This window comes from Pedobacter steynii (assembly GCF_001721645.1).
Lineage (GTDB): Bacteria > Bacteroidota > Bacteroidia > Sphingobacteriales > Sphingobacteriaceae > Pedobacter > Pedobacter steynii_A.
Genome location: NZ_CP017141.1, coordinates 3,076,456 through 3,095,962, shown reverse-complemented (window position 1 = coordinate 3,095,962; position 19,507 = coordinate 3,076,456). Strand labels below are relative to the sequence as shown.

The following is a 19,507-nucleotide window of genomic DNA, read 5'->3' as shown; positions in this document are numbered from 1 at the left end:
TTAACTATTACATCATGAAAAGAATTACCTATTTATTATTGGTACTGATCCTGATCACAGGACTATATTCCTGCAAAAAATGGCTCGATGTAAGTCCCGGAACCCAGGTTCAGCAGAACGAGTTTTTCAGCTCGGAAGCCGGCTTTAATCAAGCCTTATTAGGAAGTTACGTAAAAATGGGGCGCGGACTATATTCAGATAACCTGACCATGACCACTTTAAGTGCAATGGGACAGGACTATCGGACTTCTCTCACCGGAAATCCATTTTTAGAGCATGCCAAATACAATTATAATGCTCCTGCAGTAAAAGACACCATTAAAGTGATCTGGTCCAAAATGTATACTGCAATTGCTGGTGTAAACAACATTCTGGGGCATGTAGAAAGTTCGAAATCGGTTCTTTTTAAGCATCACTACAATATTGTAAAAGGTGAAGCCCTTGGTTTAAGGGCCTTTCTGCACTTTGATTTACTTCGGATGTTTGGCCCGATGCCGGCCACCGGAGGAAATACTGCAGCCATACCCTACATCAAAACCTTTGGTAAAACGGTCACTCCATTGAGCACTACCAATACCGTAATTGATGCCTGCCTGACAGACCTTGATGAAGCCGAAGTACTGCTCTCGGTAAACAAAGAGGTGAATTACGGAAATGACGACCGCTTTATCAGCTATACCAGAAATCATTTTAACTACTGGGCGGTAAAAGCACTTAAAGCCAGGATATATCTGTACAAAGGAGATAAAATCAAAGCTGCTCAATATGCAAATGAGGTAATCAGTTCAGAGAAATTCCCATTTGTAAACAGAAGTACATTCAATCAAAGCTCGAATCAGGACCGTACTTTTTCTACTGAACATATTTTTGCATTACAGGTTCCTTTGCTAAAAGACTTCGTTGACCGCCGGTTCAAACTGGAAGGGGTTTCCAGCTATCAGACAAGTACGCTACATCAAACCACGGGTACGATAAACAACTTATATGAAATACAACAGGGGGGAACTACAGATTACCGCTACCTGTACAATATCCGAACTTATACAAATGTATCTTATACCACGAAGTACTGGCAGGACGGGCTTACCAATTTAGAGATTGCCAGGCAAGTTCCCTTAATTCGCCTTTCGGAGATGTATTATATCGCTGCAGAGGCAAGCCCGGATTTAAATCAGGCACTACAACTGATCAATAAAATAAGGACTCAGCGTGGCCTCGAAAACCTGAATATCACTCTCGATGAAAACAGAAGAATGGCTGAAATTGAGAAAGAGTATATCAAGGAGTTTTATGCAGAAGGCCAGCTTTTCTTTTTCTATAAACGACTGGAGAGACCAAGTATACCCCGCTCTACTGTAGCGATGAGCAACCTGACTTATACCTTCCCCCTTCCGGATGATGAAATCGAATTTGGTAACCGTTAATGCAAAAATCATGAAAATAAGAACTATAAAATATAAAGCGCCTCATACGCTGATGTTATGCCTGCTGCTTTCCTTGATTTCCTGCAAGAAGAAAGACCTGTTATACCAGGAGTTGCCGGGAATATATATAAATAAAGAATTGATGACCGGGTCCAGAGACAGTGTCTCTTACTCTTTTGCAGAAAAAGAGAACAACAGGTTACTGGATACTATTTTTATTCCGGTAAGGGTTTCAGGTGCTCCTGCCTCAGTTAACAGAACAGTTCCTCTTGTTGTTAACCCAACAACTTCCACTGCAATTTCCGGGCAACACTATACCATTCTGAATACGGTGGTAGATGCCGGAGCATATACAGCCAGGGTACCCGTTGTACTTAAAAGAACGGCAGACCTCAAAAACAATCAGGTCAGGATTTATCTGAAAATTGATGCAAACAACGAATTTCCGCAACTGATCACGAACACAAAAACGCCTAACACGACTAATGGAAACCCATTAAATATTTACACCAATGTTTTCCTGATCAAATTAAGTGATCAGATCCTGAAACCTGATACCTGGGACCTTTCGGGAAGTTGGTTCAAGTATTTCTTTGGGGCTTATAGTGCCGTGAAATTCAAGTTTATCATCGATGTAACGGGCCGTAGTGTATGGCCTCCCTATGCAAGATATGGAGAAAATGCACCTACTTCAAGTCAGATGGATATTTACTATTCCAAAATGGTCACTGCACTCTATGAATATGAAGTGAAAAACGGGCCTATGCTTGATGAAAATGGTAATCAGGTCACATTTCCTAAACTATAACCACCCATGAAAAATAAGATCAACTTAATTTTTGTCCTGATTATCCTTGCGGCTTTGTTTGCCTCCTGTGCCAAAGACAAAGGAAATTACGACCTACGCCCAATCAATGAAATTGCAGTTACAGGGTTAGATACCAGTAAGACCTATGAAGTGTTGCTCAACGATACCCTTCGCATCAATACTGACATAAAACAGGAAAATGTACAAAATGGTAAATACAAATACCGCTGGTATGTTTATTCTGACAATTATGACCCGGCAGTAGAATTATCCGCAGAAAAAAATCTGAATAAATCAATCCAGGTTCCAATAGGGAATTATACCCTTGTATTCACAGCTACAGATGAAAATACGGGGATCGGCACGACTAAAACAGCCCGTCTGATGGTGAACTCCAGATTCAGTAGTGGTATTCTGGTCCTGGAAGAGAAAGCACAAGGTGGAGACATTAGCCAGATTGCATTTAATGGCACTATTTACAGAAATCTGTTTAGTAGCGCCAACGGAGGTCAATTTATTCCAAAACCCATCGGACAGCTGGATGGATTCTATTTCGACGGCGGACTAGCGGTTCAAAAGCCCATCAATATCTTTTTAACATCAGACAGCAGAAATCCGATAGAATTAAATCCTGAGACCTATCAAATCAACAAGCCCTTTTCTGAGTTTATGGCCATTCCTCCTTCAGGAAATATAAGACTGCAGACCATCCAGCAAAGCTCCAGAAGCAATTCAATTTATGCAATTGTTAACGGCAAGATGCAATTTGGTTTCCCGACAGAAGAAACGCCCATCTTTGAAGGAGCACTTCTGGGAGATTACGAACTAGCTCCTTTTATTATTACGTCCACCGATGGGGGAAGAAGAGTCACTGTGCCCGTTGAAACCAGCCTGATCAGCTATGATCAAAAGAACGGACGTTTTCTATGGTATTCTGGATATGCAATCGGAGAGTATAATACTTATAGCAAAGACATGTCTGCTCCGGGTGCTTTTGATCCCAACAATGTAAAGAAAAAATGTTTTTATGCCGGTTACTCTAACGATTACCTGTATTACAACTGGCTGATGAAAGATGATACAGGAGAATTATATTTCTATCAATTGTATCCGATAGCCACTCAAAAAGCCGCAGCTGACTATAAAGTCATCACTGATGCACCTGAGATGAAAACAGCTTCCATCTTTGCCGGGTCTACACAACTACCAAACATTTATTTTGCAAGTCAGAACAAAATTTATTCTTATGACTACAAATCCAACAGGACAAGGCTGATTCATTCTTTCCCCGCATCGGAGCAGATTACAGATATGAAATTTGCAGTAAGCAGGATCTCGGAGTATGAGAACTTTTATATGGCTTTGCGAACATTGGATAAAATCTACATTGCCACTTATAACGGCATAGAAGGAAAGGTAAATGAATTCGACGTATCAGGTACAGGCTCATTGGGCACAGCTACCAAAGTTTATGGAGGCTTCGGCCGGATCACCAGCATGTTCTACAAAGAAAAAAGATAGCCATGAAAAATATTCTATTAATGTTAATGCTTCTGCCTGTAGCAGGTATGTCGCAATCAAAAACCCATGCCTTTACCATTGAAGGAAAGGTAGCAGACAGTAAACGCGCGTTCAGCAACCTGATCTATCTGAAATATAAACAGAATGGAAAACAGTTTACAGACAGCACCCTGATCAACAATGGGAGGTACAGCTTTAAAGGTGCAATAAGCTACCCGGTAAAGGCAGTTCTTCAACTGAAAGCCGCAGACAGCGTAGAAAAATACTATAATTCTACCCGCCTGCTGAAGGATTACGCTCATGAATTCTACCTTGATCGTGGAAATATGCAGGCAAACTCTGATGGCAAACTCCGCGAAACGGTGATTCAGGGTTCTGAAGCAGAAAATGATCAGCAGGAATTATCTGCAAAGAGAGCTCCTTTTTACAGCCGTAGCGAAGCACTATATGAGCGGGAAGGAAAATCTATTTCCCAGAGAAAAGATAGTGCTGCATTTGCCAGCTATATTAAGAAAAGCTATGCCATTCAGAATCAGATCGATTCTGTAGAGCGGGACTTTTTATTCCGCCATCCAGCCTCAGGTATCGCATTCGACTTGTTACAGGACTATACCAGAAGCAACCTGGACCCAGCTGAAATAGAACCACTCTTTCTTCAGATTAATCCTTCTTTTAAAAACTCAAAAGACGGAATCGCCTATGCTGCCCGCATAGAAAGGGCAAAAAAAACAGCCGTAGGAGCAACTGCTCCGGATTTTGTGCTTGAAGACAGAAATGGAAAAGCACACCGTCTTTCTTCCCTGAAAGGCAAATTGGTATTACTGGACTTTTGGGGTAGCTGGTGTATGCCCTGCCGGCAAACACATCCTCATCTGAAGCGTTTATATCAGGAGTACAAATCGAAAGGATTTGAAATCCTGGGTGTGTCTAATGAATCCGGAAATGCCGAAACCGATTATAAAAAATGGACCGCAGCCCTGGACGAAGACAAGATGGACTGGCTCAACGTACTCAATACTGACAACAGAGCAGAGAAAACTAAAGGAATTCTGAATGATTATGCCGTTAATGCATTTCCAACAAAAGTACTCATTGATCAGAACGGAATAATCATCAAAAGATTTGTCGGGAACACCCCCGCAAATGCAAAAGCATTGGATGAAATCATTGCACAAAAACTAGATCCGACAAAATAATTCCCCCTTCATAAAAAACAAAAAACAATGAAAAGAATGAAAATAGCACTCATCGCATTACTGGCTACACCTTTCCTGGGTTATTCCCAAAGCAATGATTACCTGCTGAATGGTAAAGTTGGCCAACTCAATGCACCCGCGAAGGCTTATTTAAGCTACCGCCTGAATGGAAATAATGTACTGGATTCTGTGATACTCCAGAACGGAACTTTTCAATTTAAAGGGACAGTAACCGATCCGGTCAGAGCACAGTTGATTTTAGACCATACCGGAACCGGCATTAAAAACAGAAGAAAACAAGATGCCTTAACCATTTACCTGGAAAAGGGAAAAATCCAGATCAATTCTACAGATTCCATCAAAAAAGGAACAGTCGCAGGTCAAAAAATTAACACTGCATATCTGGGGTATAAAGCGAATGAAAATCACCTCACGAAAGTGATGTCAGTGTTAAACTCGGAATATGAAAAGGCAACTCAGGAACAACGTAAAAATCCGGAATTTCAAAAAAGCCTGGAAGACAGATATACCAAAGCAACAGCAGAAAGAGATGTCCTGCTGAATAAATACATCAATGAGCATCCGGATTCCTTTTTTAGCCTTACTGCACTGAAAGAACTCGGAGATAGTGACATGGATGTTAATGTCTTAGAACCTGTTTTCAATAAGTTATCCGCAGGATTAAGAAACAGTACTGCGGGAAAAGATTTCGCGAAACTAATGGACAAAGCCCGTGCAACTTCCGTTGGTGCCATTGCGATGGATTTTACGCAGAATGATGTGAATGACAAGCCTGTTAAACTCTCAGATTTCAGAGGAAAATATGTATTACTGGATTTCTGGGCTTCATGGTGTGGTCCCTGCAGACAGGAAAATCCAAATGTGGTGAAAGCCTACCATACATACAAAGACAAAAACTTCACTGTTCTTGGCGTTTCATTAGATCAGCCGGGTAAAAAGCAAGACTGGTTACAGGCCATAGAAAAAGATGGTTTGACCTGGACTCAGCTATCTGATTTGCAAGGATGGAAGAATGCCGCTTCTACCCTATATGGTGTCAGAGGGATTCCAGCTAACTTTCTGATTGACCCGCAGGGAAAGATTGTAGGAAAAGACCTGAGAGGCGAAGCTTTGGAAAAGAAACTGGAAGAATTACTGACTAAATAATTATCCTGATAAAAGAGGCCTGCCGTTATTCATAAATAGCAGCAGGCCTCTTTTTCATTGTTACCGGGATGGCATTTATTCTTCTGTTGGGATATAAGGCCCTCCTGTTTCTCCCCAGCCCCATTTCGGCATCGGTTCCTCAGGATTTACCGGATTCTCCGTTATTACGGAATTGATCACCGCAATCCTTGTCCCCCATTCCAGATAGCCGACAAAAGCAGAACGAAACTCAGGATCACTCTTTAATCCCAGCTCATCTGCGCTTTGCAATAAAAGATAAACCCATCGCTGACGTTTTTCTTCGGTCAGCATTTTACCGATATGGTGTCCTACCATCTGCGCATGACTTCCTCCATCTTCAGAAGTATATAGTTGAGGTCCTCCAAAAACTTCTGCTACAAAATGGGCAACATGACTTACATGTTCAGGTGACATATTTTCAAACACTTCACCAAGCAAATCATCTTTTAAAACCTTTTCATAAAAAGTGCGGAATAATTCCTCGAAAGTCCGCATATCTCCCGCCCATTCATATAAAGTTGGTATGTTTTTCATCACATTCATCAATTAACTTCTACTATTGTTTTCATATTGAAGATAATAACAAAAAAAATGAAATCCAGAAGATGAGGCGCTAATCTAATTTTACCGTCATCAATAAATCGCTGTTGTAAATGCTTTCCGGCGAGATCACCGTTCCATTCATGGGTATGTTACGGCCATACCTTTCTTTCATTTTTTCCTTTACGGTTATACTGCTCAAATCGAAATCCTTTAACTTTTCAAGTTTTCCAAGCTCAATACCTGTCGCTTCCTTATATACTTTCCAGATGAGTTCTGAGCAATAAATCCGATCATCGGTCCAGTCAAAATAAAGATCGTAATGTTTTCCTTTAAACCGTGCTCCAACTGTTTTCATTTTATCCAGTACTGAGGGCGTTAACACGCGCTCGGAATCTTTCAATCTCTTGATCACAAAATGACCAGCGGAACCACGGGCAATCCATTGATTTAAAGGCGTTAGCCGGACGGGTTCAATAGCTTCATAAACAAAATAATCCTCTCCTTCTTTATAGACAATTCCACAATGACTGTATTTAGAATGTGTGGCCAGTTGAATGGCTTTGCTTTGTCCTGATACAGAAGTTTGAAAGATCAGGTCGCCATTTTTGATTTCCGTTTTACTGAAATCTTTTGCCTCCTTTTTACCTTCTTTTTTCATTTGATGTGGAGGACCAAAAACCTCATTTCTGATATAGGTTCCTATCACAATCAACAAGATTAAAATTAGGATGGTGCTGACTCTTCTTTTCATTTTATTTTCCAATTCTATAAAGAAACACAATTCTTCCCGTATCAGCACATCCGCAAATTGACATTTTTTATTCAATTTATTAAATAACGATTCTTCCCTGAACATTCTTATTTTGCATTTCTTTATCAATATGAAATGAAAATACTTTCCTTATTCTTATCGTTAAGCCATTAAACTTTGTTCAGTTATCGTCAATCTCAGAAACCAATGAAATGGTATAGTAAATCAATTGAGGACACCGGATCATAAAAACCGGATCCACACCGGCATTAAGTATGTAGATTAATTTTCCATTCTCATCTGTACCAGGATCCCTGTAAAACCTGCTTTTTCGTAAGCTCTGATTGCCGGTTCATTTGCCTGATACACATCTAAGCGGAATTCAGTAAGCCCTCTTGAAGCAGACCAGGCTTTCAGTCCCTCAATAATTTTCTGATTTACACCAAGACCGCGATATTTAGGATCTACGTACATAAAACCTAAATAAGCATATCGTGTATATTTAAGATAAGGTTTGGCATTTTCTATTCTGACATAGCCTGAGCCGATGAGCTCACCTCCGGATTCCGCGACCAGAAGCTCTATGTCCTCTGAGCTGATCATTTGATCAATATCATAGTAATTGATATCGCTTTCTTTTAAAGTGGGATTAAATGGTCTTTCCGCATGAATTACCCCCTGTTCAAAAACAAGGAGTGCATTTTTATCATCAAAAGTGGCCTTCCGAATAATTATATCTTTCATTATGATTTGATTTAAGATCTAAAGCGCTACTGCCAGGAAAACGGCTGCTATCTTCAGTATACAGATATTTGCTTTAAATAAATTACTTGCCGTAAATGTATTTGTTATCTTGCTTATTGTCAATTTTCGCTTGTCTTTTTAATGTCAGGACAAAACAAATCCGATCAGATGATAAACTCTTCGTTGTGAATTGACTGTTATTTCTATTGATCTTCAATTCATCTTCAATAGGGGGTTGATTGATCCTTTATTGATCTGCAGGATCTATTGAAAACCTATTGGAGCTCAATTGGCACTAGATTGAAAGTTATTTGAAGAGCAAACGAAATTAATCATATATGAAAATGATTTCGTATATTGAATAAAGTAATTTTTATTCATGAATTAATCACAAAGCTATGGGAAAACTAAAAGGAGGACCATTTGGAACGGTCCATGGAAAAGTTGGCAGACTGGTCAGCTATGTATTGAACGGAGAAAACATCGTTAGAAAAATAGGCAAGAGTAGTAAACCATTAACTCCGGCCAGAAAGGCCAATTGTGAGGAGATGACGGTAATTAATAGTTTTTTAAGCCCCTCTCTTAATTTCATCAGGTCAGGATTTCGGCTGGCAGTGATAGGAACAAACAGAAATGCCTACAATGAAGCCATCGCCTACAATAAACTAAACGCCCTTCAGGGAGAATATCCGAACATCAGCATAGATTACACAAAAATATTGGTTAGTAAAGGCAGCCGTCCTGTTGCAAAAACACCGCAGATCGCAAAAGTTGCCGGAGGAATCGAATTTACCTGGGATACAGCTGACCTGACCTCACAACACATGAACGATCGGGCCATGGTAATGGTCTTTTTTTCAAAATCAAAGGTTACCCAATATCACCTGTCTGGTGCAAAGAGAGCGGAAGGAAAAGATTTACTCCGTATTGATTCAAGCCTGGCGGATGAACAAATGGAAGCCTATATCTCTTTTATCAAAGACGATACAACAGAAATTTCCGACAGTGTTTATGCCGGTTCTATACCGGCAGTGCTGCCAAAACCTTCGGAAAAGGTAGCTGATGGGGAGGCTAAAACCAGCACCAATATACAACTAAAGGCTGATTTACCTCAAAAGCACAAAAAAAGAAAAGAGAAATCCGGATCAAAAACAAGCAATCAGAAAAAGGCAGTTTATAAAAAATTAACTCGTGTCTACCCTGCCCCTTCTTAAGCGGAAACAATACCACCGGAATTGAATTGAAGATCATACAGCCTTTTGTAATAACCATCAAGCTTTAACAGTTCCTGATGGGTGCCCATCTCTTTGATCTCTCCTTTGTCCAGTACTAATATTTTATCAGCCTTCTGGATGGTGGATAAGCGGTGAGCAATAACAATGGAAGTCCTGCCTTTCATCAGGTTTTCTATGGCCCGCTGGATCAGCATTTCTGTTTCCGTATCTACAGAAGAAGTAGCCTCGTCCAATACCAGGATGGATGGATTATAGACCAATGCCCGGATAAAAGAGATCAGCTGTGCTTGTCCGCCTGAAAGTGTGGCACCACGCTCCATTACATTATACTGATAACCACCAGGCAGTCTTTCAATAAATTCGTGTGCACCAACTTTTTTCGCTGCGTCCACCACCTGCTCCATGGTAATATCCGGATTGTTTAAAGTGACGTTGTTAAAGATCGTATCCGAAAACAAAAAGACATCCTGTAAAACGGTGGCAATATTGCTCCGCAGGTAATTCAGCTGATAATCCTGAATTTTAACACCATCCACTTTAATCTCCCCCTTCTGAATTTCGTAAAACCTGTTCAGGATATTAATGGTAGAAGATTTACCTGCTCCGGTAGCACCAACCAATGCAATCGTTTTTCCTGCCTGCACTTCAAAAGAAATATCCTTAAGCACGTAATTCTCTTCGTTGTAAGCAAACCAGACTTTATCAAATGAAATCGAACCAGCCATCTTTTCAGGAGCAAATGTCCCCTTATCTTCCGTTACTTCGTTTGTGTCCAATACCTTAAACACCCGCTCCGCTCCTACCATTCCCATCTGGAGGGTATTGAACTTATCGGCAAGCTCCCGGATTGGTCGGAAGAGCATTCCGATATACAGAATAAATTCCGCAATTGTTCCGGGAGTAACATCTAAAGGTTTTGCCAGAATACTTCTGGATCCATACCATACCAGCAAGCCCAAAGACATGGCAGAAATGATCTCTACTACCGGAAAAAATATGGAATAGTACCAATTGGACCTGATATTTGCATCTCTGTAACGCGCATTGATCTTGACAAACTTTTTATACTCCTGTTGTTCACGAGCGAAATATTGAATGATGGAAACCCCTGAAATGTGTTCCTGTAAATAAGTATTCAGGTTGGATACCTCTGTTCTGATTTCCTGAAAAGCAGATTTAATCGCTTTCTGAAAAACTGAGGTGGCCAGAATCAGCAAAGGCATCGGCAACAATACCACCAGCGTCAATGCCCAATCCCGGTAAACCATTACTCCGATAATCACAATCACCATCAGGATATCCCCGATGATTACAATCAATCCCTCAGAGAAAATCTCTGCAATTGTTTCCAGATCGGAAACTGTGCGGGTGATCAGTTGTCCGATCGGAGTATTGTCAAAATATTTTAGCCTCAGCTTAGTGATGTGGTTAAACACATTGATCCTCAGATCGCGGATAGCCGACTGTCCGAGGGTATTGGTAAGCAGGGTATGACTAAACTGAATACCCGCCTGAAGTACCAGCAAGATCAGCATCACAACGGTCATTTTTAACAAACCGCCATGCTGATCTTTCATGATGTAATGATCCAGGGTATATTGGATCAGAAAAGGCCTTACCGGTGCAATTAATGCCAATAATATGGTCAGTATGATTGCCCAGATAAAGATCCTGCGGTAAGGTTTCACATACTGAAAAACTCTTTTCAATAAGCCAACATTCAACGCATCACCAGTTATTTTAGACATATCAATAGTTTACAAAGGGATAAACAACATTCACCAGGTATAGACCACATGCCGGAACGGATTGTCCGGCATTACTGCGGTTTTTACTTTCAATAATTTCTCTGAGTTGTACTAAGGTAATTTCTTTTTTTCCAATTCTAACCAGTGTACCTACAATTGCCCGCACCATATTTCTCAGAAAACGGTCGGCACGGATGGTAAATTGCAAGCTTCCTTCTTTTACCTCAAAATAAGCTTCGGTAACCTTACAGTTATTGGTAAAGGTTTGGGTGTTGGATTTACTGAAACAGGAAAAATCTGTGTATTCGAGGATGATTTTTGCGGCTTCATTCATGGTCCCCACATCCAGCTCTCCCTTAAACAACCAGGAACGATCCAGTTTAAAAGGATCTTTATGAAAGTGAATGTGGTAATGGTAGGCCCTTCCTGTGGCATCAAACCGGGCATGTGCCTCGGCTGCTACCGGAAAAACACGTTTAACTGCAATCCGATAAGGCAACAAAGAATTAATACCGGTAATTGAACGTTCTGCATGAAGCGGTTTCTCTGCAGAAATTTCCAGATCAAAATGTGCAAAGAATTGTGTTGCATGAACTCCGGCATCTGTCCGGCCGCAACCCAGGGTCACCACAGGCTGACGAAAATAAACGGACAATGCCTTATCCAGGCATTCCTGCACGGTCATGGCATTTGGCTGTATTTGCCAGCCATGATAATCTGTGCCATTATATGACAATTCAATAAAATATCGCTGTATGTTCGGTTTCAATAGGACAAATTTAATCTTTTGGATCAAGATATTGATTGGTTAGTAGGGGCCTTTTAATATATTTGTTGAAATTATTGAACTGATATGATACAAAGAGTGCAATCTATCTGGCTTCTGCTAGCAGGCCTGACCATATTACTTTTAATGTTTATCCCCATTGTAAGCAGCCAGTCAAATGGCTCAGAATACTGGATTTTGGCGACCGGTTTATACCAGAAAACAAATGGTGTAGTCGCAAAAACTGATTATTTTAAACCTTTATTCCTGAATACAGTATGTGTAGTGCTACTGTGTCTGGCCACGATATTTACTTTTAAAAACAGAACCGGACAGAAACGTCTGATCATTGTGGCCATCCTTGCCATGCTTTCATTGGGTTTCTGGATCTTCAATTATGCACAAAATCTTCCGGGTGGAATTGCTGCTGTTAAGCCGGGTATCGGTGCATTTTTACCGGTTGCAGGCATTCTGTTTTGTGCGCTGGCCTTACGTGGCATTCGTAAAGACGAGCAATTATTGAGGTCGGCAGATCGGCTCAGATAATTAATTGGCTCATTTTTATTTAGTTACGCCTCTGTGAAATCCCAAATATTAAGCGTATCTTTGCGGCTTAATTAATATATATACATGATAAACCCATTTAGTAAATTGGGGATAAGTGATGACGTTGTTAATGCCGTAAAGGATTTAGGTTTCGAAAATCCAACACCTATTCAGGAGCAAAGTATTCCTGTGCTGTTAGAGGGCAATAACGATTTTGTTGGTTTGGCCCAAACAGGAACAGGAAAGACAGCCGCATTCGGTTTACCTCTGTTAGAATTGATCGATTTTAAAAGCAACAAGCCTCAGGCATTAATTTTATGCCCTACAAGAGAGCTTTGCTTACAGATTACGAGCGACATCAAGAATTTCTCAAAAAACATCTCTGGAGCTAATGTAGTTGCCGTTTACGGTGGCGCAAACATTATGCAACAATTGCGTGAAATTAGAAACGGTGTACAAATTGTTGTGGCTACACCGGGCCGTATGTTAGACATTATTGGCAGAAAAGCTATAGATTTCACTAACGTGAAGTATGTAGTTCTGGATGAAGCCGATGAGATGTTGAACATGGGTTTCCAGGAAGACATTAACGACATCTTGTCGACTACTCCTGACGACAAAAAAACATGGTTATTCTCCGCTACTATGCCTCCAGAGGTTAGAAGAATAGCTAAAAATTACATGGACTCTCCGGTAGAGTTAACCATGGGTACCAAAAACACAGGTAACGTAAATATTGAGCATGAGTACTATATCGTACGTGCCAGAGATAAATACGCTGCTTTAAAACGTATCGTAGATTTTAACCCTGAAATCTTTGCGGTAGTATTCTGTAAAACCAAAATGGATACACAGGATGTTGCTGAGCACTTGATTAAAGACGGTTATAATGCGGATGCTTTACACGGAGATTTATCTCAACAACAACGTGATAAAGTAATGCAGCGTTTCCGTGACCGTAACATGCAATTGTTAATTGCTACTGATGTTGCAGCACGTGGTATTGATGTAAACAACGTAACACACGTTGTGAATTATTCACTACCTGACGAAATTGAAAGTTATACCCACCGTAGTGGTCGTACCGGCCGTGCGGGTAAAACAGGTATCTCTATCTGTATCGTTAACTCTAAAGAACTTGGAAAAATCCGTCAGATTGAAAGAATCATTGGTAAACAATTCACTAAAGCTTCTTTACCTACAGGTTTTGACGTGTGCGAAAAACAATTGTTTGCTTTGGTTCACAAGGTTCACAAGGTAGAAGTTAACGAAGCACAAATTGAGCAATACATCCCTCGTATTATGGATGAGTTTGCCGAATTGAGCAAAGAAGAAGTGATCAAACGTTTTGCATCTTTAGAGTTTAACCGCTTTTTAGAATATTACAAAAACGCTCCTGATCTTAACTCTTCGGCTGATGATCGTGGTGAAAGAGGAGAACGTGGTGAGCGCGGCGAAAGAAGCCATAGAGGCAGTGACGGCTATACCCGTTTGTTTATCAACTTAGGTTCGGTAGATGACTTTACAAGAGGTGACTTGTTATCTTTTGTTTGTAACAACGGTAAAATCAGCGGAAAAAGCATTGGCAAAATCGACTTAAAAGGTGTTTATTCATTCTTTGAAGTAGAAGATGCAACTGTAGATTCTCTTTTCAATAACTTCAAAGGTGTTGAATTCAACAACCGTGGTGTTAGAATTGAGAAAACTGCTGATGGTGACGGCGGCGGTGGCCGTAGTCGTGGTGGATTCGGTGGCGGTGGCAGACGCGAAGGCGGAAGTTATGGCGGCGGAAGAAGCGGCGGTGGTGACAGAAGAAGCAGCGGTGGCGGCAGACGCGAAGGCGGAAGTGGCGGTGGCAGACGTGAAGGCGGAAGCAGCAGCGCTGGTGGCTTCAGAGATTTCTCTGGAAGAAGCCGTGAAGATCGTGGCGGAAGCGGTGATAGAAGACGTAGATCTTAGTCATTCTCAAATCATAAAAAAGGTCGGTTCCATTCTGGAAACCGACCTTTTTATTTATCACCGGACCTCGTCCGGCAGCGATTGCTTATTTACTTTTCTTTACCGGGCGGGTTCTGATCTGTGATTCTTTCAGATAAACCTTCGCTCCTTTTTTGTTAATATAGTATTTCTTGTTTTTACCGTTGATGTACACATCAGAGCCATCAGGAGCCATTTTGCCTTTATAAGTCTGATCCGCAACTTTAGCCGTCCCTTTTACCGCTACTTCTGCAGTTTTATTACCCACTTTTGTAGCTGTTTTGCTAATCACCTGACCAACACTTTCTTTTTTCTCCTGCGCATTAGAATTGAAGGCCAATGTACTTAGGAATGCAAGGGCTAAACCCCCAAACAAATATTTTCTTTTCATGGTAGTATGTTTTTCAATTGATAACAATGCCACCTTAAATTTTGTTTGATTAATTCAGCTGTTCTGTCAGCAAACGCATCTCGATATGTGGAGAATGTTGTTCATAAAGAATCGCATATACTGCTCTGCTGATTGGCATATCTACCTTATATTTTTTGTTAATGTGGTGCATGCATTTTACTGCATAATACCCCTCAGCAACCATATTCATCTCCAGCTGTGCTGATTTTACAGTATAGCCCTTACCGACCATATTTCCAAAAGTCCGGTTTCTGCTGAACTGAGAATAGGCGGTAACCAGCAGATCACCTAAATAAGCAGATTCTTTGATATCCCTGGAAATCGGATGTACCGCATCTACAAAGCGTTTGATTTCCCGGATGGCATTAGAGATTAAAACCGCCTGAAAGTTATCTCCATACCCTACCCCATGGCATATGCCACTGGCCACAGCATAAATATTTTTCAATACCGCAGCGTACTCTGTTCCGAAGATATCATCAGAAACATTTGTTTTGATGTACCTCGTGCTTAGCAAATTAGCAAAAGTACCGGCCAGATCGAGGTCAAGAGAAGCAATCGTCAGGTAAGACAGTTTTTCTAAAGCAACCTCTTCTGCATGACAAGGTCCGCTGATTACGACGATATCCTCTAGCGGAACTTCATATTTCTGGTTCAAAAATTCTCCAATAATCAGATTTTCATCGGGAACAATACCTTTAATCGCAGAGATGATTTTCTTGCCTTTTAACATCGCCGGACTAACATCCTTCAGGGTTTCCTTTAAAAAGGCAGCAGGGACATTTAAAAGCACGTATTCAGCCTGTTCAATAATGGCTACGATATCACTTGAAATATGTGCTTCCGGGATTCTGATCTCCACAGAACTCAGGTAGTTTGGATTGTGCTTATATTTTTGCAGATGAGTGATGGCTTCTACATTTCGCATCCACCAATAAATTTCTTTTGCAGTCGTATTATCTGAAAGCATTTTTACAATAGCAGTAGCCCAACTACCCCCACCAATCATTGCAACTTTAGGTATCATACAGTATAAATAAAAAACCCCGGTTATTGTTTTAACCGGGGCAATTTACTCATTTAAAAATGATTGATAAAGTTTACTTTTTATCAGGACTTACAAACAATTGATCCTTAGTTGTTTTCTCTACTTTCATTCCGTCTTTCAATTTATTCTGGATGGCAGAGTAAGGACCAGATACCACCTCCTGTCCGGCTTTAAGTCCGGTTTTGATGATGATGAACTGATCGTTCTGAATTCCTGTAGTTACTTCTACCTGTTTAACAGTTCCTGCATTGAATACATAAACATATTGCTTCACTGTTTTATCAGTCAGCTTTGTTTTTTGTTTATCTGCATTCTCGTCATTTCCGGCAGTTTTAGCATCTTTATTCTTGTCGCTGGTAAATACCGACTGGATTGGAATGGCCAATCCTTTTACCGATTCGCTTTCGATATCCACAGTTGCTGACAAACCTGGTCTGAAAGGAGAAGGAAGGTCTTTTGCACCACCTTTAACACCCTCATAAGAATCTGCAATGATCCTTACTTTAACCACAAAGTTTGTTACCTGATCTACTGAGGTGGTTACTGAACCAATATCTTTTGAAGAACTTGCGATCTCAGTCACAATACCTTTAAACTTTTTATCCGCAAAAGCATCCACTTCGATCTTCGCACTATCTCCAACATTTACCCTGTTGATGTCGTTTTCGTTCACATCCACGTTAACTTCCATAGTTTTCAGGTTGGAAATCCTCATGATTTCTGTTCCTGCCATCTGTGCAGTACCTAGAATACGGTCTCCCAACTCTACAGATAACTTAGAGATCACTCCATCTACCGGTGCATAGATCGTTGCCTTAGCCAGGTTGGCATTGGCCTCCTGAACATTGGCACCCGATTGCTCCAACTGGAATTTGGCAGCTACATAGTCTTCTTTAGATTTCGCCACATTGGTTTTTGCGGTTAAGAAAGCAGCCTTTGCCGCATCAAACTCCGATGCTGAGATTACCTTTTTTGCAAACAACTCTACGTTACGTTTGTAAGTTGCCTCCGCATTTACGAAATTTCCCTGGCTTTGTTTCATCATTTGCAATGAAGAAGCCACACCTGCTTTTTGAGAACTATAGGAAGCTACAGCCCTGTCATAACCCGACTTTAACACATCCGGACGAACTTTAATCAGCAACTGGCCTTTTTTAACCACGTCACCTTCTTTTACTAACAGTTCAGTCACCTCTCCGGAAACCTCAGAGCTTAATTTCACTTCTGTTTCCGGCTGTACCTTTCCACTTGCAGTAACCGTTTCTATTACTTTTCTGTCTGCAGCTTTATCGATGGTCACTTTTTCAATTTTTTCACCACCAATAAGGCCGGTAAGCTTTGCTACAACCAGTAAAGCAATGACTACGCCTAATGTAATTAATATGGGTTTTAGTTTCATTTGTTGTTGTTTATATTATTTTATCAAATCGAGCTTTATAATGCTTTAAAAGATGATCTGCTTGCCCAGGTAATAGTCAATCACTTTTGCCCTGAAGAGTAAATCATATTTTGCCTGAATCATATCGACTTCAGCTTTATTCATGTTGGATTGAGAAGTGCTGTAATCTAAGGAATTTACCAATCCTACAGCATAGCGTTGTTCAATTACGTTAAATGCATCCTTTTGGGCCTGAAAAGTATTTGTAGTAGAGCGGTAACGCCCTTCAGCTGCTTTCAGATCTGCAACGGCCTGGTAAATCACTTTATTCAGGTTATTTTTTGCCAGCTTCTCATCTGTCTGTGACTGCAGGTAGTTAATCTTCGCTCTTCTGACACCAATTCGTGCCTGTAATCCATTGAAGATAGGAATGGTTAAGTTAAGACCGATATTCTGACTAAAACGCTCATTGATCTGATCTGCAAAACTTGTTTGCGGAGAAGAACTGCTAAAGATATAAGAGTAAGAAGTTCCTAAACCTGCACTGAAAGAAAGCCTAGGGTATAAACTACCTTTAGCCACATCAATTCCTTTTTTTGCAGCTTCAGTTCTCAGTCCCGCCAGTTTAATATCAGGAAAAAGACCTACTGCATCTGCATAAACCTCGTCCGGGTTGTACCTTGTTTGCGGAGCATTAAAGCTCTCCAGCAAAGGTGCCTGAACTTCATATTTTGTGGAAGATGGAAGCTCCATGATTTGTGCAAGCGTCAGATAAGAAATGGTTAATGCATTATCTGCATTAGTGACATTCAGTTCTGCGGTTGCCAGTTGGGATTTAGCCTGAGACAAATCTGCCAGTGTTTTGTTTCCTACATCCAACAGTTGTTGCTCTCTGTTTAGTTGCTGTTTGGCTACAGCCAGCTGAACATTCGCCGCTTTCAGAAGGTCAATATTGTATAGGATCTGCAGATAAGAAGTAACGACCTGTAAGATCAGGTCATTTTTAACTTTGTCTGTATTTGCTTTACCGGCATCGAGTAGCAGTTTATTTTGTCTGATCTGATTGATCCTTGACCATCCTTCAAAAACGGTTACTCCGGAAGATAATGAGCCCGAAGTACTCAATAATTTCTGGTTGATAACCTCGAATGTATTCTGGTCCATACTACGACCAAAACTAATTCCGCTGCTTGCCGACCCGTTCAGGGTAGGAATCAAGGCTAATTTTGATTGCTTTAAAGTCTCATCAGATAAACTTTCACTGAACTGTGATTGTTTGATGGTAAGGTTATTATTTAAAGTTTTATCGATAGCATCCTGAATCGTAATCACTTCCTGTGCATTGGAATTCTGCACAAAACCGGTGATGAATGCTAATGACAAAACTAAGCTGAGCTTGGGTAACGCATTAAAACTGGTAAACTTTCTCATAATTTTAATTTCACAATAATAATATAAACAACTAACTGATTTTGTAAATTTTCAGGTACAACAAAGTATTTTACTACTTTTGGGGATGTACCTGGTTAAATCTCCGCTTTTACTGAAATGGTATTACCCATCTCTCATCTGGAACAAAACCCGAGCTCAAAGAGTCATTTATTTAACCTTTGACGACGGACCTATACCGGATGTTACAGACTTTGTACTAAAAACTTTAAAAAGCTTTAATGCGAAAGCCACCTTTTTTTGCATTGGCGATAATATACAAAAGCATCCCGATATATTCGAAAAGCTTAAGTCTGAAGGGCACCAGATCGGAAACCATACTTTTAATCACTTAAAAGGCTGGAAAACGGAAGATCCGGTTTATCTTCAAAATTTCCGGCAATGCCAGGAACTGACCAATACCCATTTATTTCGTCCGCCTTACGGCAGAATTAAAAAATCGCAGATTTCCGGTCTGCGCAGCTACTTTCCTGACCTTCAGATCATCATGTGGGACGTGCTTAGCGGCGATTTTGACCTGAAGCTTTCCCCACAAAAGTGTTACAACAATGTGATTAAATATGCCACAAATGGCTCCATTATCGTTTTCCATGACAGTCTGAAAGCTTTCGACAGGCTAAAATATGCTTTACCGAGGGTTTTACAATATTTCAGTGAACAGGGCTATCAATTCAAAACCCTCTGACATCCAGCTCTGATTTAAGCGAAGCTCAGGCCAAGAACAGCAAAACAACTCAAAAAGCTATTTTTCAGCGCATTACAATTAAACCAGC

Annotated in this window: 18 protein-coding genes; 9 read left to right on the top strand and 9 right to left on the bottom strand. The window is 40.6% G+C overall.

Annotated elements, in window-relative coordinates:
- The first annotated feature begins 14 nt into the window (after positions 1-14).
- The 5 genes from BFS30_RS12965 to BFS30_RS12945 are packed head-to-tail and all read left to right on the top strand — an operon-like array spanning position 15 to position 6,116.
- The gene (locus BFS30_RS12965; protein ID WP_069379684.1) at positions 15-1,424 is read left to right on the top strand and encodes a RagB/SusD family nutrient uptake outer membrane protein; all 1,410 of its coding nucleotides are present in this window, start codon (positions 15-17) and stop codon (positions 1,422-1,424) included.
- 10 nt (positions 1,425-1,434) lie between these two features.
- Complete coding sequence (locus BFS30_RS12960) at positions 1,435-2,232, top strand: DUF4843 domain-containing protein (protein WP_167353142.1); 798 nt, start codon at positions 1,435-1,437, stop codon at positions 2,230-2,232.
- A gap of 6 nt (positions 2,233-2,238) precedes the next feature.
- Positions 2,239-3,753, top strand: coding sequence for a PKD-like family lipoprotein (locus BFS30_RS12955; protein WP_069379682.1), 1,515 nt, complete (start codon positions 2,239-2,241; stop codon positions 3,751-3,753).
- Between the two features lie 2 nt (positions 3,754-3,755).
- Entirely contained in the window at positions 3,756-4,949 is a 1,194-nt protein-coding gene (locus BFS30_RS12950; protein ID WP_069379681.1) for a TlpA disulfide reductase family protein, read from the top strand.
- Between the two features lie 27 nt (positions 4,950-4,976).
- A complete protein-coding gene (locus BFS30_RS12945) occupies positions 4,977-6,116 on the top strand; it encodes a TlpA disulfide reductase family protein (RefSeq protein WP_069379680.1) in 1,140 nt (379 codons plus the stop codon).
- Between the two features lie 75 nt (positions 6,117-6,191).
- On the opposite strand, the gene BFS30_RS12940 is transcribed toward BFS30_RS12945, so the two are convergent.
- The 3 genes from BFS30_RS12940 to BFS30_RS12930 form a co-directional block, all read right to left on the bottom strand.
- A complete protein-coding gene (locus tag BFS30_RS12940) occupies positions 6,192-6,671 on the bottom strand; it encodes a group II truncated hemoglobin (RefSeq protein ID WP_069382416.1) in 480 nt (159 codons plus the stop codon).
- A 79-nt stretch (positions 6,672-6,750) separates the two neighbouring features.
- The gene (locus BFS30_RS12935; protein WP_069382415.1) at positions 6,751-7,431 is read right to left on the bottom strand and encodes a YiiX family permuted papain-like enzyme; all 681 of its coding nucleotides are present in this window, start codon (positions 7,429-7,431) and stop codon (positions 6,751-6,753) included.
- 282 nt (positions 7,432-7,713) lie between these two features.
- The gene (locus BFS30_RS12930) at positions 7,714-8,175 is read right to left on the bottom strand and encodes a GNAT family N-acetyltransferase (protein ID WP_069379679.1); all 462 of its coding nucleotides are present in this window, start codon (positions 8,173-8,175) and stop codon (positions 7,714-7,716) included.
- A 398-nt stretch (positions 8,176-8,573) separates the two neighbouring features.
- Here BFS30_RS12930 and BFS30_RS12925 point away from each other — a divergent pair, with 398 nt between their 5' ends.
- Complete coding sequence (locus tag BFS30_RS12925) at positions 8,574-9,389, top strand: DUF6266 family protein (RefSeq protein ID WP_069379678.1); 816 nt, start codon at positions 8,574-8,576, stop codon at positions 9,387-9,389.
- On the opposite strand, the gene BFS30_RS12920 is transcribed toward BFS30_RS12925, so the two are convergent.
- Together BFS30_RS12920 and truA are read right to left on the bottom strand one after the other, a co-directional pair.
- Positions 9,386-11,158, bottom strand: a complete 1,773-nt coding sequence (locus BFS30_RS12920; protein ID WP_069379677.1) for an ABC transporter ATP-binding protein — start codon at positions 11,156-11,158, stop codon at positions 9,386-9,388. The genes BFS30_RS12925 and BFS30_RS12920 overlap by 4 nt on opposite strands.
- A 1-nt stretch (position 11,159) precedes the next feature.
- Complete coding sequence (gene truA, locus BFS30_RS12915; RefSeq protein WP_237028750.1) at positions 11,160-11,927, bottom strand: tRNA pseudouridine(38-40) synthase TruA; 768 nt, start codon at positions 11,925-11,927, stop codon at positions 11,160-11,162.
- 144 nt (positions 11,928-12,071) lie between these two features.
- Between truA and BFS30_RS12910 the strand changes: the two genes are divergently transcribed.
- Together BFS30_RS12910 and BFS30_RS12905 are read left to right on the top strand one after the other, a co-directional pair.
- Positions 12,072-12,470 carry a DUF4293 domain-containing protein gene (locus BFS30_RS12910; RefSeq protein ID WP_237028749.1) on the top strand — a complete coding sequence of 133 codons (399 nt, stop codon included), beginning with the start codon at positions 12,072-12,074 and terminating at the stop codon, positions 12,468-12,470.
- Positions 12,471-12,554: 84 nt separating this feature from the next.
- The gene (locus tag BFS30_RS12905) at positions 12,555-14,429 is read left to right on the top strand and encodes a DEAD/DEAH box helicase (RefSeq protein WP_208603054.1); all 1,875 of its coding nucleotides are present in this window, start codon (positions 12,555-12,557) and stop codon (positions 14,427-14,429) included.
- An 85-nt stretch (positions 14,430-14,514) separates the two neighbouring features.
- On the opposite strand, the gene BFS30_RS12900 is transcribed toward BFS30_RS12905, so the two are convergent.
- The 4 genes from BFS30_RS12900 to BFS30_RS12885 form a co-directional block, all read right to left on the bottom strand.
- Positions 14,515-14,838, bottom strand: coding sequence for a hypothetical protein (locus BFS30_RS12900; protein ID WP_069379675.1), 324 nt, complete (start codon positions 14,836-14,838; stop codon positions 14,515-14,517).
- 49 nt (positions 14,839-14,887) lie between these two features.
- Entirely contained in the window at positions 14,888-15,886 is a 999-nt protein-coding gene (locus BFS30_RS12895; protein WP_069379674.1) for an NAD(P)H-dependent glycerol-3-phosphate dehydrogenase, read from the bottom strand.
- A gap of 73 nt (positions 15,887-15,959) precedes the next feature.
- Positions 15,960-17,306, bottom strand: a complete 1,347-nt coding sequence (locus BFS30_RS12890) for an efflux RND transporter periplasmic adaptor subunit (protein ID WP_069379673.1) — start codon at positions 17,304-17,306, stop codon at positions 15,960-15,962.
- Positions 17,307-17,351: 45 nt separating this feature from the next.
- Complete coding sequence (locus tag BFS30_RS12885) at positions 17,352-18,716, bottom strand: TolC family protein (RefSeq protein WP_069379672.1); 1,365 nt, start codon at positions 18,714-18,716, stop codon at positions 17,352-17,354.
- An 85-nt stretch (positions 18,717-18,801) separates the two neighbouring features.
- Here BFS30_RS12885 and BFS30_RS12880 point away from each other — a divergent pair, with 85 nt between their 5' ends.
- On the top strand, positions 18,802-19,419 hold the full coding sequence (locus BFS30_RS12880; protein ID WP_069379671.1) for a polysaccharide deacetylase family protein: 618 nt from the start codon (positions 18,802-18,804) through the stop codon (positions 19,417-19,419).
- Positions 19,420-19,507: the final 88 nt, after the last annotated feature.

Excerpts from the sequence above, each read along its gene's own strand:
- BFS30_RS12905 (WP_208603054.1), top strand. The coding sequence starts at position 12,555 with ATGATAAACCCATTTAGTAAATTGGGGATAAGTGATGACGTTGTTAAT.
- BFS30_RS12960 (WP_167353142.1), top strand. The coding sequence starts at position 1,435 with ATGAAAATAAGAACTATAAAATATAAAGCGCCTCATACGCTGATGTTA.
- BFS30_RS12940 (WP_069382416.1), bottom strand. The coding sequence starts at position 6,671 with ATGAAAAACATACCAACTTTATATGAATGGGCGGGAGATATGCGGACT.
- BFS30_RS12950 (WP_069379681.1), top strand. The coding sequence starts at position 3,756 with ATGAAAAATATTCTATTAATGTTAATGCTTCTGCCTGTAGCAGGTATG.
- BFS30_RS12920 (WP_069379677.1), bottom strand. The coding sequence starts at position 11,158 with ATGTCTAAAATAACTGGTGATGCGTTGAATGTTGGCTTATTGAAAAGA.
- BFS30_RS12945 (WP_069379680.1), top strand. The coding sequence starts at position 4,977 with ATGAAAAGAATGAAAATAGCACTCATCGCATTACTGGCTACACCTTTC.
- BFS30_RS12935 (WP_069382415.1), bottom strand. The coding sequence starts at position 7,431 with ATGAAAAGAAGAGTCAGCACCATCCTAATTTTAATCTTGTTGATTGTG.
- BFS30_RS12885 (WP_069379672.1), bottom strand. The coding sequence starts at position 18,716 with ATGAGAAAGTTTACCAGTTTTAATGCGTTACCCAAGCTCAGCTTAGTT.
- BFS30_RS12880 (WP_069379671.1), top strand. The coding sequence starts at position 18,802 with ATGTACCTGGTTAAATCTCCGCTTTTACTGAAATGGTATTACCCATCT.
- BFS30_RS12925 (WP_069379678.1), top strand. The coding sequence starts at position 8,574 with ATGGGAAAACTAAAAGGAGGACCATTTGGAACGGTCCATGGAAAAGTT.
- BFS30_RS12900 (WP_069379675.1), bottom strand. The coding sequence starts at position 14,838 with ATGAAAAGAAAATATTTGTTTGGGGGTTTAGCCCTTGCATTCCTAAGT.
- BFS30_RS12895 (WP_069379674.1), bottom strand. The coding sequence starts at position 15,886 with ATGATACCTAAAGTTGCAATGATTGGTGGGGGTAGTTGGGCTACTGCT.
- BFS30_RS12965 (WP_069379684.1), top strand. The coding sequence starts at position 15 with ATGAAAAGAATTACCTATTTATTATTGGTACTGATCCTGATCACAGGA.
- BFS30_RS12890 (WP_069379673.1), bottom strand. The coding sequence starts at position 17,306 with ATGAAACTAAAACCCATATTAATTACATTAGGCGTAGTCATTGCTTTA.
- BFS30_RS12930 (WP_069379679.1), bottom strand. The coding sequence starts at position 8,175 with ATGAAAGATATAATTATTCGGAAGGCCACTTTTGATGATAAAAATGCA.
- BFS30_RS12910 (WP_237028749.1), top strand. The coding sequence starts at position 12,072 with ATGTTTATCCCCATTGTAAGCAGCCAGTCAAATGGCTCAGAATACTGG.
- BFS30_RS12955 (WP_069379682.1), top strand. The coding sequence starts at position 2,239 with ATGAAAAATAAGATCAACTTAATTTTTGTCCTGATTATCCTTGCGGCT.